At 64.5% G+C, this 16,856-nt stretch carries 17 protein-coding genes and 1 pseudogene; 12 read left to right on the top strand and 6 right to left on the bottom strand.

Annotated features, from left to right (window positions below; translation table 11 throughout):
- The first annotated feature begins 40 nt into the window (after positions 1 to 40).
- Positions 41 to 994: a 16S rRNA (cytosine(1402)-N(4))-methyltransferase RsmH gene (gene rsmH / locus KBY96_RS08855; RefSeq protein ID WP_254979003.1), complete on the top strand. Its 954-nt coding sequence runs from the start codon at positions 41 to 43 to the stop codon at positions 992 to 994.
- Between the two features lie 15 nt (positions 995 to 1,009).
- Positions 1,010 to 1,573 (top strand): DUF456 family protein, encoded by a 564-nt coding sequence (locus KBY96_RS08850; protein WP_254979002.1) that lies wholly within the window; start codon positions 1,010 to 1,012, stop codon positions 1,571 to 1,573.
- 19 nt (positions 1,574 to 1,592) lie between these two features.
- Here KBY96_RS08850 and KBY96_RS08845 read toward each other — a convergent pair whose 3' ends face one another.
- Positions 1,593 to 2,345 carry a hypothetical protein gene (locus tag KBY96_RS08845; protein WP_254979001.1) on the bottom strand — a complete coding sequence of 251 codons (753 nt, stop codon included), beginning with the start codon at positions 2,343 to 2,345 and terminating at the stop codon, positions 1,593 to 1,595.
- Between the two features lie 38 nt (positions 2,346 to 2,383).
- A complete protein-coding gene (locus KBY96_RS08840; protein ID WP_254979000.1) occupies positions 2,384 to 3,520 on the bottom strand; it encodes a cysteine desulfurase family protein in 1,137 nt (378 codons plus the stop codon).
- Between the two features lie 21 nt (positions 3,521 to 3,541).
- Here KBY96_RS08840 and KBY96_RS08835 point away from each other — a divergent pair, with 21 nt between their 5' ends.
- The 5 genes from KBY96_RS08835 (at position 3,542) to KBY96_RS08815 (ending at position 8,296) form a co-directional block, all read left to right on the top strand.
- Positions 3,542 to 4,075 (top strand): hypothetical protein, encoded by a 534-nt coding sequence (locus KBY96_RS08835; RefSeq protein ID WP_254978999.1) that lies wholly within the window; start codon positions 3,542 to 3,544, stop codon positions 4,073 to 4,075.
- A 20-nt stretch (positions 4,076 to 4,095) separates the two neighbouring features.
- A complete protein-coding gene (locus KBY96_RS08830; protein WP_254978998.1) occupies positions 4,096 to 4,878 on the top strand; it encodes a response regulator transcription factor in 783 nt (260 codons plus the stop codon).
- A gap of 9 nt (positions 4,879 to 4,887) precedes the next feature.
- Entirely contained in the window at positions 4,888 to 5,931 is a 1,044-nt protein-coding gene (locus tag KBY96_RS08825; protein ID WP_254978997.1) for a pseudouridine synthase, read from the top strand.
- Positions 5,924 to 6,616, top strand: coding sequence for an alpha-ketoglutarate-dependent dioxygenase AlkB (locus KBY96_RS08820; protein ID WP_254978996.1), 693 nt, complete (start codon positions 5,924 to 5,926; stop codon positions 6,614 to 6,616). The genes KBY96_RS08825 and KBY96_RS08820 overlap by 8 nt, the downstream gene beginning before the upstream one ends.
- A gap of 147 nt (positions 6,617 to 6,763) precedes the next feature.
- Positions 6,764 to 8,296, top strand: a complete 1,533-nt coding sequence (locus tag KBY96_RS08815; RefSeq protein WP_254978995.1) for a DUF6398 domain-containing protein — start codon at positions 6,764 to 6,766, stop codon at positions 8,294 to 8,296.
- Here the strand turns inward: KBY96_RS08815 and bchM are convergent, their stop codons facing one another.
- Positions 8,297 to 9,022, bottom strand: coding sequence for a magnesium protoporphyrin IX methyltransferase (gene bchM, locus KBY96_RS08810; protein WP_254978994.1), 726 nt, complete (start codon positions 9,020 to 9,022; stop codon positions 8,297 to 8,299). It abuts the gene before it with no gap.
- A gap of 124 nt (positions 9,023 to 9,146) precedes the next feature.
- On the opposite strand from bchM, the gene KBY96_RS08805 reads away from it, so the two are divergent.
- A complete protein-coding gene (locus KBY96_RS08805) occupies positions 9,147 to 9,416 on the top strand; it encodes a type II toxin-antitoxin system VapB family antitoxin (protein ID WP_254978993.1) in 270 nt (89 codons plus the stop codon).
- Positions 9,416 to 9,832 (top strand): type II toxin-antitoxin system VapC family toxin, encoded by a 417-nt coding sequence (locus KBY96_RS08800; protein ID WP_254978992.1) that lies wholly within the window; start codon positions 9,416 to 9,418, stop codon positions 9,830 to 9,832. Before KBY96_RS08805 ends, KBY96_RS08800 begins: the two co-directional genes overlap by 1 nt.
- Positions 9,833 to 9,872: 40 nt before the next feature.
- On the opposite strand, the gene KBY96_RS08795 is transcribed toward KBY96_RS08800, so the two are convergent.
- Positions 9,873 to 11,117, bottom strand: coding sequence for an amidohydrolase family protein (locus KBY96_RS08795; protein WP_254979098.1), 1,245 nt, complete (start codon positions 11,115 to 11,117; stop codon positions 9,873 to 9,875).
- A gap of 45 nt (positions 11,118 to 11,162) precedes the next feature.
- Here KBY96_RS08795 and purE point away from each other — a divergent pair, with 45 nt between their 5' ends.
- The 3 genes and pseudogenes from purE to KBY96_RS16535 all read left to right on the top strand — a co-directional run.
- Positions 11,163 to 11,705, top strand: a complete 543-nt coding sequence (purE, locus tag KBY96_RS08790; RefSeq protein ID WP_396122305.1) for a 5-(carboxyamino)imidazole ribonucleotide mutase — start codon at positions 11,163 to 11,165, stop codon at positions 11,703 to 11,705.
- A 92-nt stretch (positions 11,706 to 11,797) separates the two neighbouring features.
- Positions 11,798 to 12,013: a hypothetical protein gene (locus KBY96_RS16540; RefSeq protein WP_396122304.1), complete on the top strand. Its 216-nt coding sequence runs from the start codon at positions 11,798 to 11,800 to the stop codon at positions 12,011 to 12,013.
- 12 nt (positions 12,014 to 12,025) lie between these two features.
- Positions 12,026 to 12,169, top strand: a pseudogene (locus tag KBY96_RS16535) (transposase); the annotation flags it as partial.
- A gap of 258 nt (positions 12,170 to 12,427) precedes the next feature.
- On the opposite strand, the gene KBY96_RS08780 reads toward KBY96_RS16535, so the two are convergent.
- Entirely contained in the window at positions 12,428 to 14,149 is a 1,722-nt protein-coding gene (locus KBY96_RS08780; RefSeq protein WP_254978991.1) for a hypothetical protein, read from the bottom strand.
- Positions 14,150 to 14,220: 71 nt separating this feature from the next.
- Entirely contained in the window at positions 14,221 to 16,074 is a 1,854-nt protein-coding gene (locus tag KBY96_RS08775; protein ID WP_254978990.1) for a hypothetical protein, read from the bottom strand.
- Positions 16,075 to 16,856: the final 782 nt, after the last annotated feature.

Here is a 16,856-nt window from a genome sequence, read left to right as displayed (position 1 = left end):
GCTGAATTCTACCGTCGCCGTGTGGGTTGAGGATGGCCCCATGGCCGATGCCACCACCCCAGCCATCACCGCCGCCGCCCCCTCCCCTGACGCTGCTGGGGTCTTCGCCCATCGGCCCGTGCTGGCCGAGCCGCTGCTGGCGGGTTTGGCGCCCCTGGCGCAGTTGCTGGCGGCGCGGCCTGAGGGCGGCCTGCTGATCGACTGCACCCTCGGCGGCGGCGGCCACAGCGCCCTGCTGCTCGAGGCCCATCCCGGCCTGCGGGTGCTGGGGCTGGATCACGACCCAAGTGCCCGCGCCGCCGCCGCCGCGCGCCTGGCCCCGTTCGGCGATCGGGCCGCGGTCGTGGCCGCCAACTTCGCCGCCTACCAGCCCCCGGAGCCGGCCCTGGTTGTGCTGGCCGACCTGGGGGTGAGCAGTCCGCAGCTGGATGTGGCGGCGCGGGGCTTCAGCTTCCGGCTGGCCGGCCCGCTCGACATGCGCATGAACCCGGAGGGCGGCGAGACCGCCGGTGAGCTGATCGATCGGCTGCCAGAGAGGGAGCTGGCCGATCTGATCTATGGCTACGGCGAGGAGCGGCTGTCGCGGCGCATCGCCCGGCGCGTCCAGGAGCAGGGGCCCTGGGCTGATCCGGCCCGCCCGCGCAACACGGCGGAGCTGGCCTACCTGGTGGCCGGTTGCTACCCGCCGGCGGCGCGTCGGGGTCGCATTCACCCGGCCACGCGCACCTTCCAGGCCCTGCGCATTGCCGTGAACGACGAGCTGGGCGCGTTGGACAGGTTGTTGCAGAGGGCGCCCGCGTGGCTGGAGCCGGGGGGGCTGCTGGCGATCATCAGCTTCCACTCCCTCGAAGACCGGCGCGTGAAAACGGCGTTCCTGGGCGATGAGCGCCTGGAGCGCATCACCCGCAAGCCGCTGGTGGCCAGCGCCGAGGAGGCGGAGGCCAACCCCCGCAGCCGCAGCGCCAAGCTGCGGATTGCGCGGCGGCGGCCCTGAGCAGGCGGATTGGAGATGGGCAACCCCATGGACGGCCTCAGCTCTCAGGATCTGCTCTGGTGGGGGGCCCTGCTGATCCAGCTGCTGGCGATTCCCGGCAGCCTGCTGCCGGTGCTGCCCGGCCTGGCCCTGCTGCCGGTGGGGGCGGGACTGTGGCTGTGGGCGGTGGGCTGGAGCACCGGCTGGCCCGCCTTCGCCCTGGCCTGCCTGCTGCTGGCCCTCGGCTGGGGTGCCGACGCCCTGGGGCTGGTGCTCGGCCCGGCCCGCCTGCAGGCCACCCGCTGGGCCTACATCGGTGCCGGGCTGGGACTGCTGGTGGGGTTGCTGGGCCTGCTGCCGGCCCTGCCCTTCGGTGGGCCGCTGCTGGGGGCCCTGGTGGGCCCGCTGCTGGGAGCCGGCCTGGGGGAGCTGCTCACCGCCCCCACCTCCCTGGGCCCGCTGGGGCTGCTGCGCCTGCGCCGCTCGCTGCTGGTGGGCCTGGCGGTGGTGGCGGGGATGCTCGTGAGCCGGGCGGCCCAGGCCGTTCTGGCCCTGCTGGGGGTGGGCGGATTTGTGTTGCTCACCACCTGGGGGCACTGACGCTCCAGGAGCGGCCCGCTCAGCCCACCAGGCCGGTGCGGTCTTCCGTGCCGAACAGCTGGCGGTAGGCGGCGGTGGCCACACACAGGCTCAGGGGCGCCGCCGCCAGCAGGCCCACGCCGCAGAGCAGCGCCCCGATCAGCACGATCGCGGCCTGCACCAGCAGCAGCAGCAGCACCTGCCACCACTGGGGATCCACCAACCGCCGGCCATGCTGGAGGGTGTCGAAGGGGCCGTCCCCTTCCAGCAGGGCCAGCTGGGGCAGGAAGGTCTGGTTGACCAGCAGGTAGATCAGCACCAGGAAGGCGACAACGGCCGGCACCACCGCCAGGGCACTGGCCAGCTGGCCGGCGCCGAAGGCCACCAGGGCCGCCACCCCGAGCAGCACCAGCAACACCAGCGCCAGGGTGAGCTGGCGCAGCAGCAGCCGGCCGGCGGCGGCGCTGTCCCAGCGGGTGAAAGTGGCGAAGTCGGGCCGCCCGCCCGCCAGGGCCGTCCAGGCGCCGCGCACCAGCCCCACCGTGGCCCACAGGCTCACCACCACGCTGCCCACCGTTCCCACCAGGGCGCCCACGGCCTGCACCGGCAGGGGCGGCTGACTGGCCTCGGGCAGGCTGTCGAGGCTGGCCAGCGACTGGAACAGCAGCGACAGGGCGCCGGTGAGCAGGGTGAACAGCACAAACGGCCAGGGTGCGCGGATGAAGGCTGCCCAGCCCTCCTCCACGGCCCGGCCGATCTGCAGGCGGCCAGGGCCGTTGGGGAAGAGGGCCATGGCCGGATGCGTTGCTGAGCGGGACAATACCCGCGGTGTCAGCCCCGGAGCTGGCCCACGGCCTCCCGCACCGCGGTGATCGCCAGCGCGATCTCGACCGCCGTGGTGCCGCGCCCCAGCCCGAAGCGGATCGAGGCGGCGGCCTCGGCCCGGCTGCGGCCCAGGGCCGCCAGCACGTGGGAGGGGGAGCCCTGGCTGCAGGCCGAGCCGCTGCTCACGGCGATCGAGCGGCGCAGCAGCCGGTGCAGGGCGGCGCCGTCGACGCCGGCCACGGTGAGGTTGAGGTTGTGGGCCAGCCGCGGTGCGGCGGCGCCGTTGCGGGCGATGCCGCCGATCGCCTCCAGATCGCTCCAGAGCCGGTCGCGCAGGCCGCCAAGCCGGCCGGCCCGCTCGCCCTGATCGGCCACGGCCCGCGCCAGGGCTTCCCCCAGCCCCACCACCAGCGGCACCGCCACGGTGCCGGCCCGCCGCCCCTCCTCCTGGCCGCCGCCGTGGATCTGGGCCGCCAGGGGCAGGCCCGGCCGCACCAGCAGCGCCCCCACCCCCTTGGGCCCGTAGCACTTGTGGCCGCTGAGGCTGAGCAGATCCACCCCCAGCTCCGCCATCGCCAGGGGGATGTGGCCGGCGGCCTGGGCGGCGTCCACGTGCAGCAACACGCCGTGCCGGCGGCAGAGGCGGGCGATCGCCGCGATCGGCTGCAGCACGCCGATCTCGTTGTTGGCGGCCATCACGCTGACCAGCAGCACGTCGGGGCTGAGGGCCGCCTCCAGGGCCTCCAGATCCACCAGGCCGCCGCCGTCCACCGGCAGCAGGCGCAGCGGGAAGCCGTGGCGCTCCAGGTAGTGCAGGGGATCGAGCACCGCCCGGTGCTCGATCACCAGGCTGACCAGGGTGCGCCGCCGCTCGCCGCGCTCCAGGGCCGCCTCGGCCACCCCCTTGAGCGCCAGGTTGTTGGCCTCGGTGGCGCCGCTGGTGAACACCACCCAGCCCGGCTCGGTCCCCAGGGCGGCCGCCACCTGAGCGCGAGCCCGCTCCACGGCGGCGGCGGCGCTGAGGCCGGGCCGGTGGCCGCGGCTGGAGGGGTTGGCGCACTGTTCGCTCCACCAGGGCGCCATCGCCGTGAGCACGGCCGGATCGCAGGGCGTGCTGGCCTGGTGGTCGAGATAGGCGAGCATGGCGGTGGATGCCTGCGGCCCATGCTGACAAGCCCCCTGCTGCCCTGGCGCCCACAGCTGCCCTGGCGCCTGTTGCGGCCTGCCCTGCTGGCCCCGATCCTGCTGGCAGCGGCGCCGCCGGTTGGCGCGGCGCCCAAGGCGCCACCGGAGCGGCCGCCCGGGCTGGTGGTGCTCGAGGAGCGGCCCAGCCCCCAGGGCCTGCGGGTGCTCGCTGTGTACGGCGTGCGCAGCGATCCGGCCAGCGCCGATGTGCGCCGCGTGCAGCTCTGGCAGCAGCACGGCCATGAGGTGAGCCTCTCCGCCGACACCCTGAACTGCTCCGCCACCGCCCCCCTGCGCATGACCCGCGAAGGCGACCGCTGGATCGTGCGCGAGCTCAACCCCGGGGGCCTGGTCACGCCCGTCAACCGCCTCGATCACCTGGTGTGGTGGGCCGTGTGTCACCCCGAGCAGGCGGGCCGCGACCCCGCCGCGCTGGGCGGATTGGCCCGGGAGCTGGGCTACAGCGGCACCCTGCCGGAATCCGAGCAGGTGCTGCCTGGACGGGCCCGCTGAGGATCTGCAGACTGACTGCCATGAGCACCGACCCCACCACCAGCCCCCAGGCCGCCGAGGACCTTGGGGCGGACGCCGCCGCCGAGGCGGCCGAGACCAGCCCCCCCACCCCGATCCGCCTGCTGCTGGTCGACGACGAGCCCGGCCTGCGCACGGCCGTCACGGCCTATCTGGAGGATGAGGGCTTCGCGGTGACCACCGCCGCCGACGGCGAGGAGGGCTGGCAGAAGGCCCAGGACCTGCTGCCCGATGTGGTGATCAGCGACGTGATGATGCCCCGCTGCGACGGCTACGGCCTGCTCAAGAAGCTGCGGGCCGACGAGCGCCTGGGCGGTACGCCGGTGATCTTCCTCACCGCCAAGGGCATGACCGCCGACCGCATCGCCGGCTTCCAGGCCGGCTGCGACGACTACATCCCCAAGCCCTTCGACCCCGACGAACTGGTGGCCCGGGTGCGCAACGCCGTGCGCCGCCAGGAGCGCCTGCTGGCCGAAGCCGCCCGCTTCGCCGACGCCGACATCGGCCAGATGGCCCGCCAGATCACCGAGATCCGCTCCCTGCTGGCCACGGGCGGCTCGGCGAAAAAGCCCGCCGCCGCCACCCCCGGAATCAGCTTCACGCCGCGGGAGGCCTCGGTGCTGCAGTTGGTGGCCGAGGGGCTGATGAACAAGGAGATCGCCCGCCGCCTGGAGACCTCGATCCGCAACGTGGAGAAGTACGTGAGCCGCCTGTTCATCAAGACCGGCACCTCCAGCCGCACCGAACTGGTGCGCTATGCCCTCGAAAATGGGTTGGTGGAGTAGCGGCGGCTGGTGCAGGCCCGTTGGCTACCGGCGGCCATCAACGCTGGCCACACCTACCGCGATCGGATGGGCCCCGAGGCAACCGGCCTGGCGGTGAGCGCCTTCTACGCCGGTTGCTACCGGCATTCGGATCAGGACGTGTGGCGGCAGCGGCTCGCCGCCGGCGAGATCTGCAGGAACGGCCAGCAGCTCCGGGCCGATGTGGTCCTCGCAGCCGGCGATCGGCTGAGCTGGCATCGGCCCCCCTGGCACGAACCCGCCGTGCCGGTGCTGCCCGGCCCCCTGGTCGATGACGGCGACCTGGTGGTGTTCAACAAACCCAGCGGCCTGCCGGTGCTGCCCGCCGGCGGCTTTCTCGAGCACACCCTGCTGCGCCAGATCGAGCACCAGCTGGCCGCAGCTGAGCTGGACGGCGCCGCCGGCCTGCCCCGCCCGGTGCACCGCCTGGGCCGCTTCACCTCCGGCCTGCTGCTCTGCGCCCGCCGTCCTGCCAGCCGTGCCTGGCTGAGTGCCCTGCTGCGGGAGAGCACCGCCGCGCCCGCCCGTGCCGACGCTGCGCCTTGCCGCAAGACCTACCGAGCCCTGCTGCAGCCCCCCGCCCCCGGCTCGCCGCTGCTGGCGCTGCTGCCCGGCACCAGCCTCGATCTCACCACGCCGATCGGCCGCCGGTCCCATGCCTTGCTCGGCCAGGTGTGGGCTGCGGCCGAGTCGCAGGATCCCTCGGCCCTGCCGGCCCGCAGCAGGTTGCGGCTCCTGCGGCGCGGCGGCGAGGGCTGCGGTCGGGACGACCAGGCTGCTGAGGCCTGGCTGGTGGAAGTGGCGATCGCCACAGGCCGTCCCCACCAGATCCGCATCCACGCCGCCGCCGCCGGGGCGCCACTGCTGGGCGATCCGCTCTACCGCCGCGGCGGCATGGCCAGCGCTGAGGCGCTGCCGGGCGATGGCGGCTACCGGCTGCACGCCCACCGGCTGCGGCTGCCCACCCCGGAGGGCGGGGTGCTGGAGCTGGAGGCGCCCCTGCCATCCGACCTGCTGGGACCCAACGATGGCTGAGGCCGTGGCCCCTGCCGGCGCAGCGCCCGGTCGACGCATCGAGCGGCCTGGGCTGCGCCTGCGCCACTGGAGCGCCTGGCTGACGCCAGAGCGGGCCGAGACCCTGGAGCGGCAGCTGGCCGCCGAGGTGCCCTGGAAGCAGGAGGCCATCACCCTCTACGGCCGGCGCCACCCGCTGCCGCGGCTCACCTGCTGGATGGCCGACCCGGGCTGCGGCTACCGCTACAGCGGCCTGGAGAACGTGCCCGAGCCCTGGTCGTCCGCCGCCGCGCAGCTGCGCCAGGAGCTGGAGGCCCTCTGCGGCTGGCGCTTCAACTCCCTGCTGCTCAACCGCTACCGCCACGGGCGCGACGCCATGGGCTGGCACGCCGATGACGAGCCCGAGCTGGACCCCGCCGCGCCGATCGCCTCCCTCAGCCTGGGGACCTCCCGGGACTTCCGCCTGCGGCCGCGGACCAGCCCGCGCAGGCCCCCCGCCCTGCCGCCGCCCGAGGGCTACCCCACGGCGAGCGACCACACCGCAGCCAGCCCCTGCACCCCCTTCAACCTCGCGCTGGCCCACGGCGACCTACTTCTGATGGAGCCGCCCAGCCAGCTGTGGTGGCAGCACGCCGTGCCCCGCCAGTTGCGGGTCCAACGGCAACGGCTGAACCTCACCTTCCGAATGGTGCGGCCGGGCCGCTGATCGCACCACGGTGCGGTGGCCTCCGGACGTTGAAGGGGGAGACAATGCCCCCAGCTGCCCATGGCGTCCATGGCCCGACATCGTCATCGCCCCAGCGGCTTCGGTCAGCCTTCCGGGGGTGATGTCTGGGAGATCGGTCTGGCACCGATGCCTGCGTTTGTGCCGGGGGATGACGGGCAGCCCGTGCGCCCGCTGCTGGCGATGGTGATGGAGGCCAGCGGCCGCATCCGCGGTTCTGCCGTCGGTCATCCCGATCGCCCGTTGGAGGCGCTGGAACCCGCGATCGAGATGGCGATCGAGGAGCCCCAGTCGCCCTGCGTGCCGGGCCTGCCCCGGCGGGTGGTGGTGGGCAGCTCCCGGCTGCTGAAGCTGGTGCCGCCCCTGCTGCCGGGTGTGATGGTCACCCGGGGGGACACGCCCCGGCTCGATCACGCCACCAGCAGCCTGCGGGAGCACATGGCTGGGGCCGAGGGGGAGCCTGGTCTGGGGGGACTGTCGACCTACCTCACCGCCGATGTCACCCCTGAGGAGGTGGCCAGCTTCTTCAAGGCTGCGGCGGCCCTCTATGAACGGCGGCCGTGGCAGCACCTGCCCAGCGACGGCCACCTGTTCACCGTGAGTTGTGCGGCCCTGCGCATCAAAGGCTGGGTTGGCTGTGTGATCGGCCAGAACCGCGAGAACTACGGCGTGATCCTGTTCCAATCGGTGGCGGATTACGACCGCTATGTGGACCTGGCGGAACGCGTCGAGACTGAGGGGCTGGAGGTGATGGAAGCGGCCCCGCCCCATCGGGCCCTCAACTTCGAGTCCAAGCGGGCCATGCCCCCGGCCTTTCTGGAAGAGATCCAGCGCCATGGCTGGCCTGTGGCCAAGGGAGACGCCTACCCCACCGTGATGCTGGTGCAGCCCGATCTGGGGCTGGCGCCGCCCACCCGGGCCGATCTGGCCCAGCTGGAGGTAGTGGCAGGGGCCCTCACGCAGTGGCTCGATTCGGAGCCCGATCTGGCCCGCTGCTGGGCTGGGCCCAACGTGCGCCGCCGCCGCTTCCGGGTGCCGGTCGGCGCCATGGAGGTGCCGGTGACGATCGGCGTGGCGACGGAGGTCATCCAGTCACCAGACCCACAGCTGGAGGCTGACCTTGCCCGGTTCGCCGAGACGGCGCCGCGGTCGCTGAAGGTGCCCGCGGCGCTGCAGCCCAAGGTCACCAGCTTGCTGGCATCGATCGATGGTTTTTGCGCCAGCCATCTCAATGGGGAATACCGCCAGCTGATCCACGCGGCGGTGGCGGCCCTGGCGCGCAAACGGCCCTCACCCCTGCTGGGCGGTCGGGAACCGTCCTGGTGCGCCGGCCTGGTGCACGCCATCGGCAGCGCCAACTTCCTGTTCGACAAGTCCCAGACACCCCACTGCAAACCAACGCAGATCTACGAGCACTTCGGCGTCTCCGCCGGCACCGGCCAGGCCCATTCCAAGACGGTGCGCGACCTGCTGCGCATCGCCCCCTTCTCTCCCGACTGGACCCTGCCCAGCCAGCTGGACGACTCGCCCCTGGCCTGGATGGTGGAGGTGGATGGCTTCATCCTTGATGTGCGCAGCCTGCCGCTGGAGGTGCAGCTGGAAGCCTGCGCCAAGGGCCTGATCCCCTACGTGCCGGCCCTGCGGGATCGGGCCTCGCGCTGATCAGCCCCGCTCGAAGGCGATCAGTCGGGAGAAGTAGAAGGGGGCCTGGTTGAGGTTGCGGCGCACCGGCTGGAAGCCGGCCTCGGCGGCGGCGGCCACGATGCCGGCTTCCTTGAGGGTGTAGGCGCGGGTGGTCTTGCTGGGACCGGGGAACAGCTGGCCGATCCCCTTGAGCAGCGCCAGCAGGGGCGTGTAGGGAGCGAAGCTCACGATCAGGTGCTTCTCGGCCATGCCCGCCAGGTGCCGCACCATCTCCTCTGCGGGGGCCTGGGGGTAGTGGATGAACACGTCCAGGCAGATCACCGTGTCGAAGCGGCCCTCCAGGCTCTCCAGGTCGGAGGCGCTGAACTGCAGCCGCTCTCGGCTGATGCCCGCCCCATCCGCGCGGCGCCGGGCCTCGCTCACCATCGCCTCGGAGAGATCGCTGGCGGCGATGGATCCGGCACCAAGCTGGGCCAGGGGGATCGCCAGGCTGCCCACGCCGCAGCCGGCGTCGCAGAAGCTGCGCTCAGCCAGGTTGCCCTGCTCCTGCAGCCAGGCCAGCACGTTGTCCACGGTCTTCTGGTGCCCGATGCGGATGTTCCGCTGCACCTTGTTCACATCCTCAGACTCGCTGTAGATGCGGTTCCAGCGCTCGAAGCCGGTGGTTTCGAAGTAGCCCTTGACCTCCTGCTTCTCGGCGGCTTTCTCAGCGGTGGTGGGGGTGCTGACGGGCGCGTTGGACATCGAGCGCGACACTCCAGGGCCGAGAGGTGGAGCGGATCCTAGGGAGCTGCAGCGGCGGAGCCCGGGGCCACAAACCCAAAAAGCGTGTCTACACTGACAGGTGCCCGTCTACACAGCGGTGACCATGGCTCTGAACATTCGCAACCCAGAAGCCAACCGCCTCGCGGCAGAAGTGGCTGCCCTTGCCGGTGAAAACAAGACGGATGCGGTGATCGTGGCCTTGCAGGAACGCTTGCAGCGGCTGCGCAGCCAGCAGGCAGCCCAGCCCGATGCCCGGACGCTCCTCGCCGATCGACTCGATCAGATCGCCTTCCGCTGTGCCGCCCGGCCGATCCGCGATCCGCGCAGTGCTGAGCAGATCCTCGGCTACGACGCCAGTGGCCTGCCCTCCTGATGGTGATCGATTCCTCTGCCGTTCTGGCGATCCTTCAGAACGAACCGGAGCGCAGGGCCTTCAACGAGGCGATTGCGGCGGCTGAAACCCGTCTGCTCTCGGCCGCCTCCCTGGTGGAGCTCTCGATTGTGCTGGAAGCCCGCTTCGGACCTGATGGCCAGGGCGACCTGGATCTGTTCCTGAGCACCGCCCAGATCGAGATCGTCGCTCTTGATCGCGATCAGGCCGAACTCGCCCGCAGCGCCTTCAGCCGATACGGCAAGGGGCGCCATCGCGCTGGCTTGAATTTCGGTGATTGCTTCTCCTACGCCCTGGCCCAGTGGGCTGGCGCCCCGCTGCTGTTCAAGGGTGACGATTTCATCCACACCGATCTGGAGCCGGCCTGGACGCCTGTCGGGTTTTCCGGTCAGGAATAGAGCGAAACGCCCAGATTTCCAGCGGCACCGATGACAAAGGTCAGCGGCGCCCCTCCGCCACGAAGCTGGTGACGTCGGCATCGCTGATGCCACCAATCCGTGGGACGGACTGCAGCGCCTGGATGGAGGCGGCCACGGCCCGTTGCCATTCCAGGCCCTCGGCCCCCTGGCTCCAGCGCAGGGTGTCGCCTATGGGTCGCCCCAGCAGCAGCCCCGCCCCATCCCGCTGATCTCCCAGCACCCGCCGCGGCGTCACCGTCGCGGCCGCGATCGCCTGCTCCGGCTGCGTCCCCCAGCTCGCCAGCCGTCGCACCCCCTCCAGCAATGGCAGCGTCACACCGGCCAGGGTGCCGTCCTCGAGCCGGCAGCTGCCGTCGGCCACCAGCAGCAGGCGCTCATCCCAGCGGTGGCGGCCTTCGCCCAGGCCGTAGGGGCCGAGCGCGTCGCTCACCAGCACCAGCTGATCAGGGGCCAGCCGCTGCAGCAGCAGGGCCATCGACGGCGCCACGTGCACCCCGTCGGCGATCAGACCCAGGGCCACATCCCCGCGCAGCACCGCCGCCGCCACCGGTCCCGGGTCGCGGTGCAGCAGCCCGCCCATGGCGTTGAAGGTGTGGGTGAGCATGCCCACGCCGGCTTCGAAGGCGGCGGCGGCCTGCTGTTCGCTGGCGGCGCTGTGGCCCAGGCTCACCACGATCCCCCGGCGGCGCAGCTCACCGATCACCTCGGCAGCCCCCGCCAGTTCGGGCGCCAAGGTCACCAGGGCGATCTGGTCCTCGAAGCCGCCGATGCGCTCCTCCAGGGCCGCCAGGCTGGGGGCGGCCAGGTGCTGCTCGGGGTGGGCGCCGCGCCGCGCCGGATTCAGGAACGGCCCCTCCAGGTGGGCGCCCAGCAGGCGGCAGCGGCCAGGCCGGTGCTGCTGGCGGGCCTGCTCCAGCACGTCAAGGGCCTGGCGCAGCGGCTCCACCCCACAGGTCACCAGGGTGGGGCAGATCGCCTCCACGCCGTCGCGCCAGAGCAGCTCCAGCAACTCGCCCAGCTTCGGCAGGTCGGCGGGGGTGAGTTCGGGGAAGGCCAGTCCCAGGCCGCCGTTGATCTGCAGGTCCACCCCGGCCGGGCTGAGCCAGTCGCCACCCCAGTCCTCGCCGGCGGCGGCGCTGCCGGCCGGGATGGGCGCCAGCACCTGGATCACCCCGTCGGCGTCCACCCCCACCCGCCAGCGCTGGTCGGCGCCGTGGCGGCAGCGTGAGCTGCGGGGCAGGCGCACGTTGCGGATCCAGCGCATCGCTGCCTCAGGCACGACAATGCCCCCATCCTCCGCCCTCGCCTCTTGAGCGCCACCCTCTCCAGCCCAGCCCCGCCCCGGGTGGCGGTGGTGATGGGCAGCGATTCCGACCTACCCACCATGCAGCCGGCCGTGGCCGTGCTGGAGCGCTTCGGGGTGGCCCACGAGGTACGCGTGCTCTCTGCCCACCGCACGCCCCTGGAGATGGTGGCCTTCGCCCAGGAGGCGGCCGGACGGGGACTGAAGGTGGTGATCGCCGGCGCCGGCGGCGCCGCCCACCTGCCGGGAATGGTGGCTTCCCTCACCACCCTGCCGGTGATCGGCGTGCCGGTGTCCAGCCGGGCCCTTTCCGGGGTGGATTCGCTGCACTCGATCGTGCAGATGCCGGCCGGCATCCCGGTGGCCACCGTGGCAATCGGCAACGGCACCAATGCCGGCCTGCTGGCGGTGCAGATCCTGGCCATCGCCGATCCGGCCCTGGCCGAGGCTCTGGCTGCTTACCGCGCTGAGTTGAATGCGCAGGCGCGCGCCAAGGATTGCCGGCTGCATGAGCTCGGCAGCGCCGCTTATTTGGCCAGTATGAGTTAAATCCGGCGCTCTGACAGGGCCTAAGGAAACCCTGGAAAACCCAGTCCGATCACGGGACAATGACCCTGTGATCACAGGCCAGGACTGGGGTGATGTGCGGAAAGCTGCTGGGATTCGGCGATTACGAGCAAACCACCTCCAATTATTTTGCCAAGTGTGAGAAGTTCTTGGCTGACATGGACTTGGTGGTGCCTTGGCTGGCTCTGATCAAACTGATCGAGCCCCACTACCCCAAGACCGGCAGCATGGGCGGCCGCCCGCCCTACCCAGTGGCCACCATCTTGCGGATGCACCGGTTGCAGCAGTAGTATTCACTCAGAGATCCAGCAATGGAGGAGGCACTTATAGAAGTGCCGATCATGCGCTGGTTTGTCGGGATCGACATGCTCAGCGACCGGACCCCAGATGAGACCACAATCCTGGAGTTACGGCACCTTCTGGAGAAGGCTATCGGCGACGGATAGGATAATTGACTGAGATAATATGCTACTTGAGGCACGCCTAAAGGCGATATCGTCTCTGCAGCATACTTCTTGGACGGGGTGGCTGGATTTGCTGCAAGCGATAAGGTTTATACCACATCTTTATCACTTACCGGGATAACTTTAGGGAGAGACTATCTGCATTGCGTTCTTTTAGAACTAATCCCGACCCCTAGAGCGCTCAAGGTCTGTAACAAAAAAAGAGCATCGTGCATTCCACAGACAACCAGAATTAAATTGCTAGACTTTAAATATAGCCTCTTCATGACTTCCAATGAAGTTTTTAGGTAATCCCTCAGCCATAAGGAAATTCTGAATCTCCTCGTCATCTAGATGCTGAGCATAAAAACTAGATAATGAAAAGTTGATTGGCCTTGACCTCCCATAGGGTATATTTAGATATCCAAAGGGTTGAAGGTCTCGCTCCATTTTTAACTCCGGTGAAAGCTCTCCGTCTGATTCAACAGAAGCAAGTAGTTTGTCAATGAATCTCTGAAGCGAACTCTTATGTACAATCATTAAGCTTTGCTGAAGCATTTTGGCTGCAGGTTTACCGCCTATGCCTTTACCGCCTTCAGTGTGCTTGCCTAATAAGATACTCTCAGTTGAGCCTTTAGTTGCCTCATCTAAAAAGTTTTCTCCCCGTATAAGACAGTCTTGCTCTACATATACAAAGTAGTCGGCGTCACAACATAGTGCATACATGGCGCCACTTAGCACGGATCTTGTGAATCCAGAATAGTGTGTCTTTATTTTTCCGACGCGAATATCGTTTGCATGTCCATAATTCTTGTCGAGCTCAATCCAGGTTAGGCAAGGATAACTTCTAAAGTCTGGTTTAAGAGGTGAATGGCTATCAGTGATTACAATTTGACTAGGGCGAAGATATTTACTGATCTGTCTGTACCAAAGAGGAAAAAATGCTGTTTGGTGTGCCAGTAGCGACCCCTTGGTCCAGTCGTGCGGCTGTTTACTGCACCACCAGCCAGAGCCAACAATTATTTTTGGTGTTTGTGGCGGGCCATTAGTCTCATGCATCTGCTTCACTGCTGAGGGAAAAAACTGGATGGATGATTTCTCCAGTCTTTGGCGTAAGGTTGCATTGAATATATCTGACCTCCTGGCTGCCATGCTAACGTTTAATGGCTGAATAAAGCCAAGTTCATTAGATAGCCAATGATAGTGGATAATCTTAGGATCTATTTCACTATAACGAGGCGGGTACATGCTTTCTGGGAGATGAACTGGAAAGTTTAATGCTGCGGGTAGCAGAGAAACTGGTATCTCAAGATCAGCTACTGTTATTGCAAGGCCGATCTGATTCAAGTGATACAATTCTCTTGATGACTCCATTGTCAATAGAAATGAACAATATTTGGCCCAAGTCCGATGCAAACGCGTCAACCAGGTTCTAGATATGATGACTACCCCCGAATTGAAGTAGCCTATTGTCTGCTCTGGAGACAAATCATAACGAAATTGTCGCTGAGGTATATCAACTTCAAGCTCTTTGAATAAGTCTAAAAGTTGATTGTCGCCAACTGTTGGAAGATCAGCAAGCTTGAGGCCTATGCCCTCAATAGATGCGCAGTCCTCAAGAATATCCTGGGCAATGATCGTATCACAGTCGATTAAAATAACGTGTTTAAATCTAGTTAGTTCAGGAATTTCAAGGCCCCGTAGCTTATTAGACGGAATATGTGGTTTGCTGTCGTCGAATGGGTTGCATTCAATAACTATGCAATCGTGCCGCTTGAAAAACCGCTTGGCACTAGGGGGGAGGGCTGAAGTTGTTGAAAGATAGAAAGGTGCTGTGCTGACTCTTCCTCCAAACCACCGTAACGAAAGTACTAGCCGTGCCGCTTGTAGAATGAAGCGATTTCCTTTGTCAATGACGCATGAAAAGGCAACTTTATGGCGACCGGTTAGTGCTGTTTTAAACCGAGTAGCAGTCGTTCCCATATCTGCGCTTATTCTGAGTTTCATCTTTCTTAGGATCTCCGTTTAGCAGAAAGTTCTTTGAATGGTAGCTGTTAGTCTGAACGAAATTGAGATTCTAGGAGACCAGGATTGATTAGCGGGTAATGGAGCGGGGAAATGCCACACCTCGCCAAGCACTTTCCGACAGCCACATCCTCGTAACTTAACTCCGATTTAATCTGATCAGGGTACAAAAGATACGAGATCGCTAAAATCCTTAGGGCTCGACTGCTAATTGCATAAGCTTGGCCTTCTGCATAGGAGACATCGGCATAGCGACTGTATGGCAAAAAATTTGAGCTGCTAGCGGTATACCTCCCACAATGCCACCATCGTGACAAGCCCGAAATCCCTGGATGCCAAACCCGTCCCACATAGTTGGAACATTTAGTTAGAGGGAAGACTTTGTTTGTAAGTTTTGCCGGATTGACGCAAGTGGTGTCGTCGTCAACTTTTAAAATTGAGGCATTAAGCTCTAGGCCGTACAAAAACAAGTACGCAAGAAAAGTCTTTTCGGTAAGCCGCTCGTAGGTGTCGCTATTCGGCACAAATAGAACCCTACTATCACTGTCGTAGCGATAACAATAAGGGCGAAGGGTTTTGTCACCGACAATAATAAGCCTGCCAAGTCTGTCAGATACTGGATCTAGTGATCGCACAAAGTTCTTTGCATATGATAAATACTTCTCGCAGCTCATGCAAACAACTATATCTGAGAACCTCGACAAATCATCGCTCACCGCAGAAAAAACATGAAGGTTTAACCTTCTAAGAGTATTGCAGAATACCTGAACGAGCTCTTTCTTGGTATTATCAAAACGCTTCCTTGATATTAAAAGCGATTGAACTAGCTCTAGTTTCACATGTGAGTATTCAACTTGATATTCGTTGATGTCAACAACTTCATCTATCTTGGCCAGGAGTGCGTTTATGTGACTTTTGAAAGCAGAGGGATAGCGTCGATCAGTTATACACTTATCTGCTAGCATGCGCCAGTCCAAAGCCGTTGAAGCTCTAGCGGGTATTTGAAGATTCCTAGCTGTTTCCCTGTTATGCTTATTGTAATATATGCGAATAATCTCTGCGATCTCCCTTAGCCGGAGTGAGATGATTATTGCATAATTCCATGTGGCTAATAGTATCCATGGCCTTCTATTTGTACTGCTAGTTCTGCAAGCAGAGTTGCTGCTGGCATATTGCCACTTCTCACGGAAAGGATGAAAAATACGCCTTCCGCTAGGATTGTTTAGTTGAAGAATTATGTCCGTTGCCTGTATTGGCTTGTTGGTCCTTGCGTTGAAATACCTTTCTGTTTCAGCACTGCGCCAATCCTTGCATAAACCCGTGTCTTTGCAACTGAATCCCCAAGCCCGAGCATAAAATGGAAGTCTAATCTCGTCATGGCAAAGCTCAGTGATGGCGCTAAAGCTATAGCGTTCTAAAAATGTCCGCGGCAGAGAGTAGAGAGGTCCTTGGCAGAAAGTAAAGCCATCATTCAATCCATGCACGAGTCGTGCATATTCCTTAAAGCATTCCCACTCTTTCTTGTTGTTACCTTGATTGGTCCACGCCCATCCAGAGGGGAGCTCTTCAAGAGAGGCTATTCCACTTAGGAGTAAATCATTCTCGTTGTGAGAAGGTAGAGAAGATGACAAGTCTCCAAGGACGAGAATGTCCCACTGTATAACGGTTAAAAAGTCGAAACTCTTGAGAAAAGCTCCGGTTTTCAGGTACCAGTATCGGACCATCAGATCTGTATTTTTCCATTTCCACCTTGGGGGATAGATGTCGGGAAACAGAGTATTCGTGGTCAACAAGGACTTGGTTCTGGATTTTGCGTAGTCAAAGGCGTTTGCAGGGCCTCCGAACAGGCCGTGTATGGCCACTCCCTGGTTGAACTGCTTCAAGAAGCTAAGATTGTGAGCACACGTATCAATATCCTTATGGTAGATATAAAGTATCGCACGTTGCGATTGCTTTTTTCTTGCGCTGGGGTCCATGATGTCAGTCTTCTATACGTTCACGAAGAAAGCGCTTCATTCTTTCGGTGCCGTACTGGCTCGGTTGGGGTTGGGCCGATTGGAGGATGCAGCATTGTTTGACTTCTTCTAATGGTATCATGGTCACCTGGCCACTCGTCTATGCCCGCAAGAATTAAGTACCTCTTAGGAGTTTGCGGAAAAACTGCCTGAGAGATGTCTCGGTTTTCCTCCCGCGAGCCGATTATTCGCTCTGCGGGCAGGATTTCAGTGATTTAGCGGCTCAGAACGCCCGATTTCACCCGTTTTGTACCTGTAATGCATTGGAGCCCGCCAACTGGTCACACCGCTGGGAAACCCGCTCTCCTTGCCTCCGCCATCGCCGGGTTGAGCAGGTTGCCCTGCCGAATCAGGTTGCAGGCGATCACTGAGTTGGGTGCCTCTTGCTGGGCAGTTCCGGCCCCTGACATCGTTAACCCCGGGCGGGAGGAACAGTGTTCAACCTAATTGTAGACCTCATGGGGAGTTCTGCCTCCCAGTGAGCTGTGTGGCGTCACTTCGCAGTACCTCCACAGGAAGCGAGCTGAGGTGGGTGCCTTTTATTGGACAGCTCTGGCCCCTGACATCGTTAACCCTGGACGGGAGGAGCAGGGTTCGGTCTCAGTGTAGACCTCATTGGGAGTTTTGCCTCCCAGAGAGCTGTGGGGTCT

It is taken from the genome of Cyanobium sp. ATX 6A2, from assembly GCF_024346355.1.
GTDB lineage: Bacteria > Cyanobacteriota > Cyanobacteriia > PCC-6307 > Cyanobiaceae > NIES-981.
Note: the sequence above shows the minus strand (reverse complement) of the source record. Positions and strands in the feature narration are given on the sequence as shown.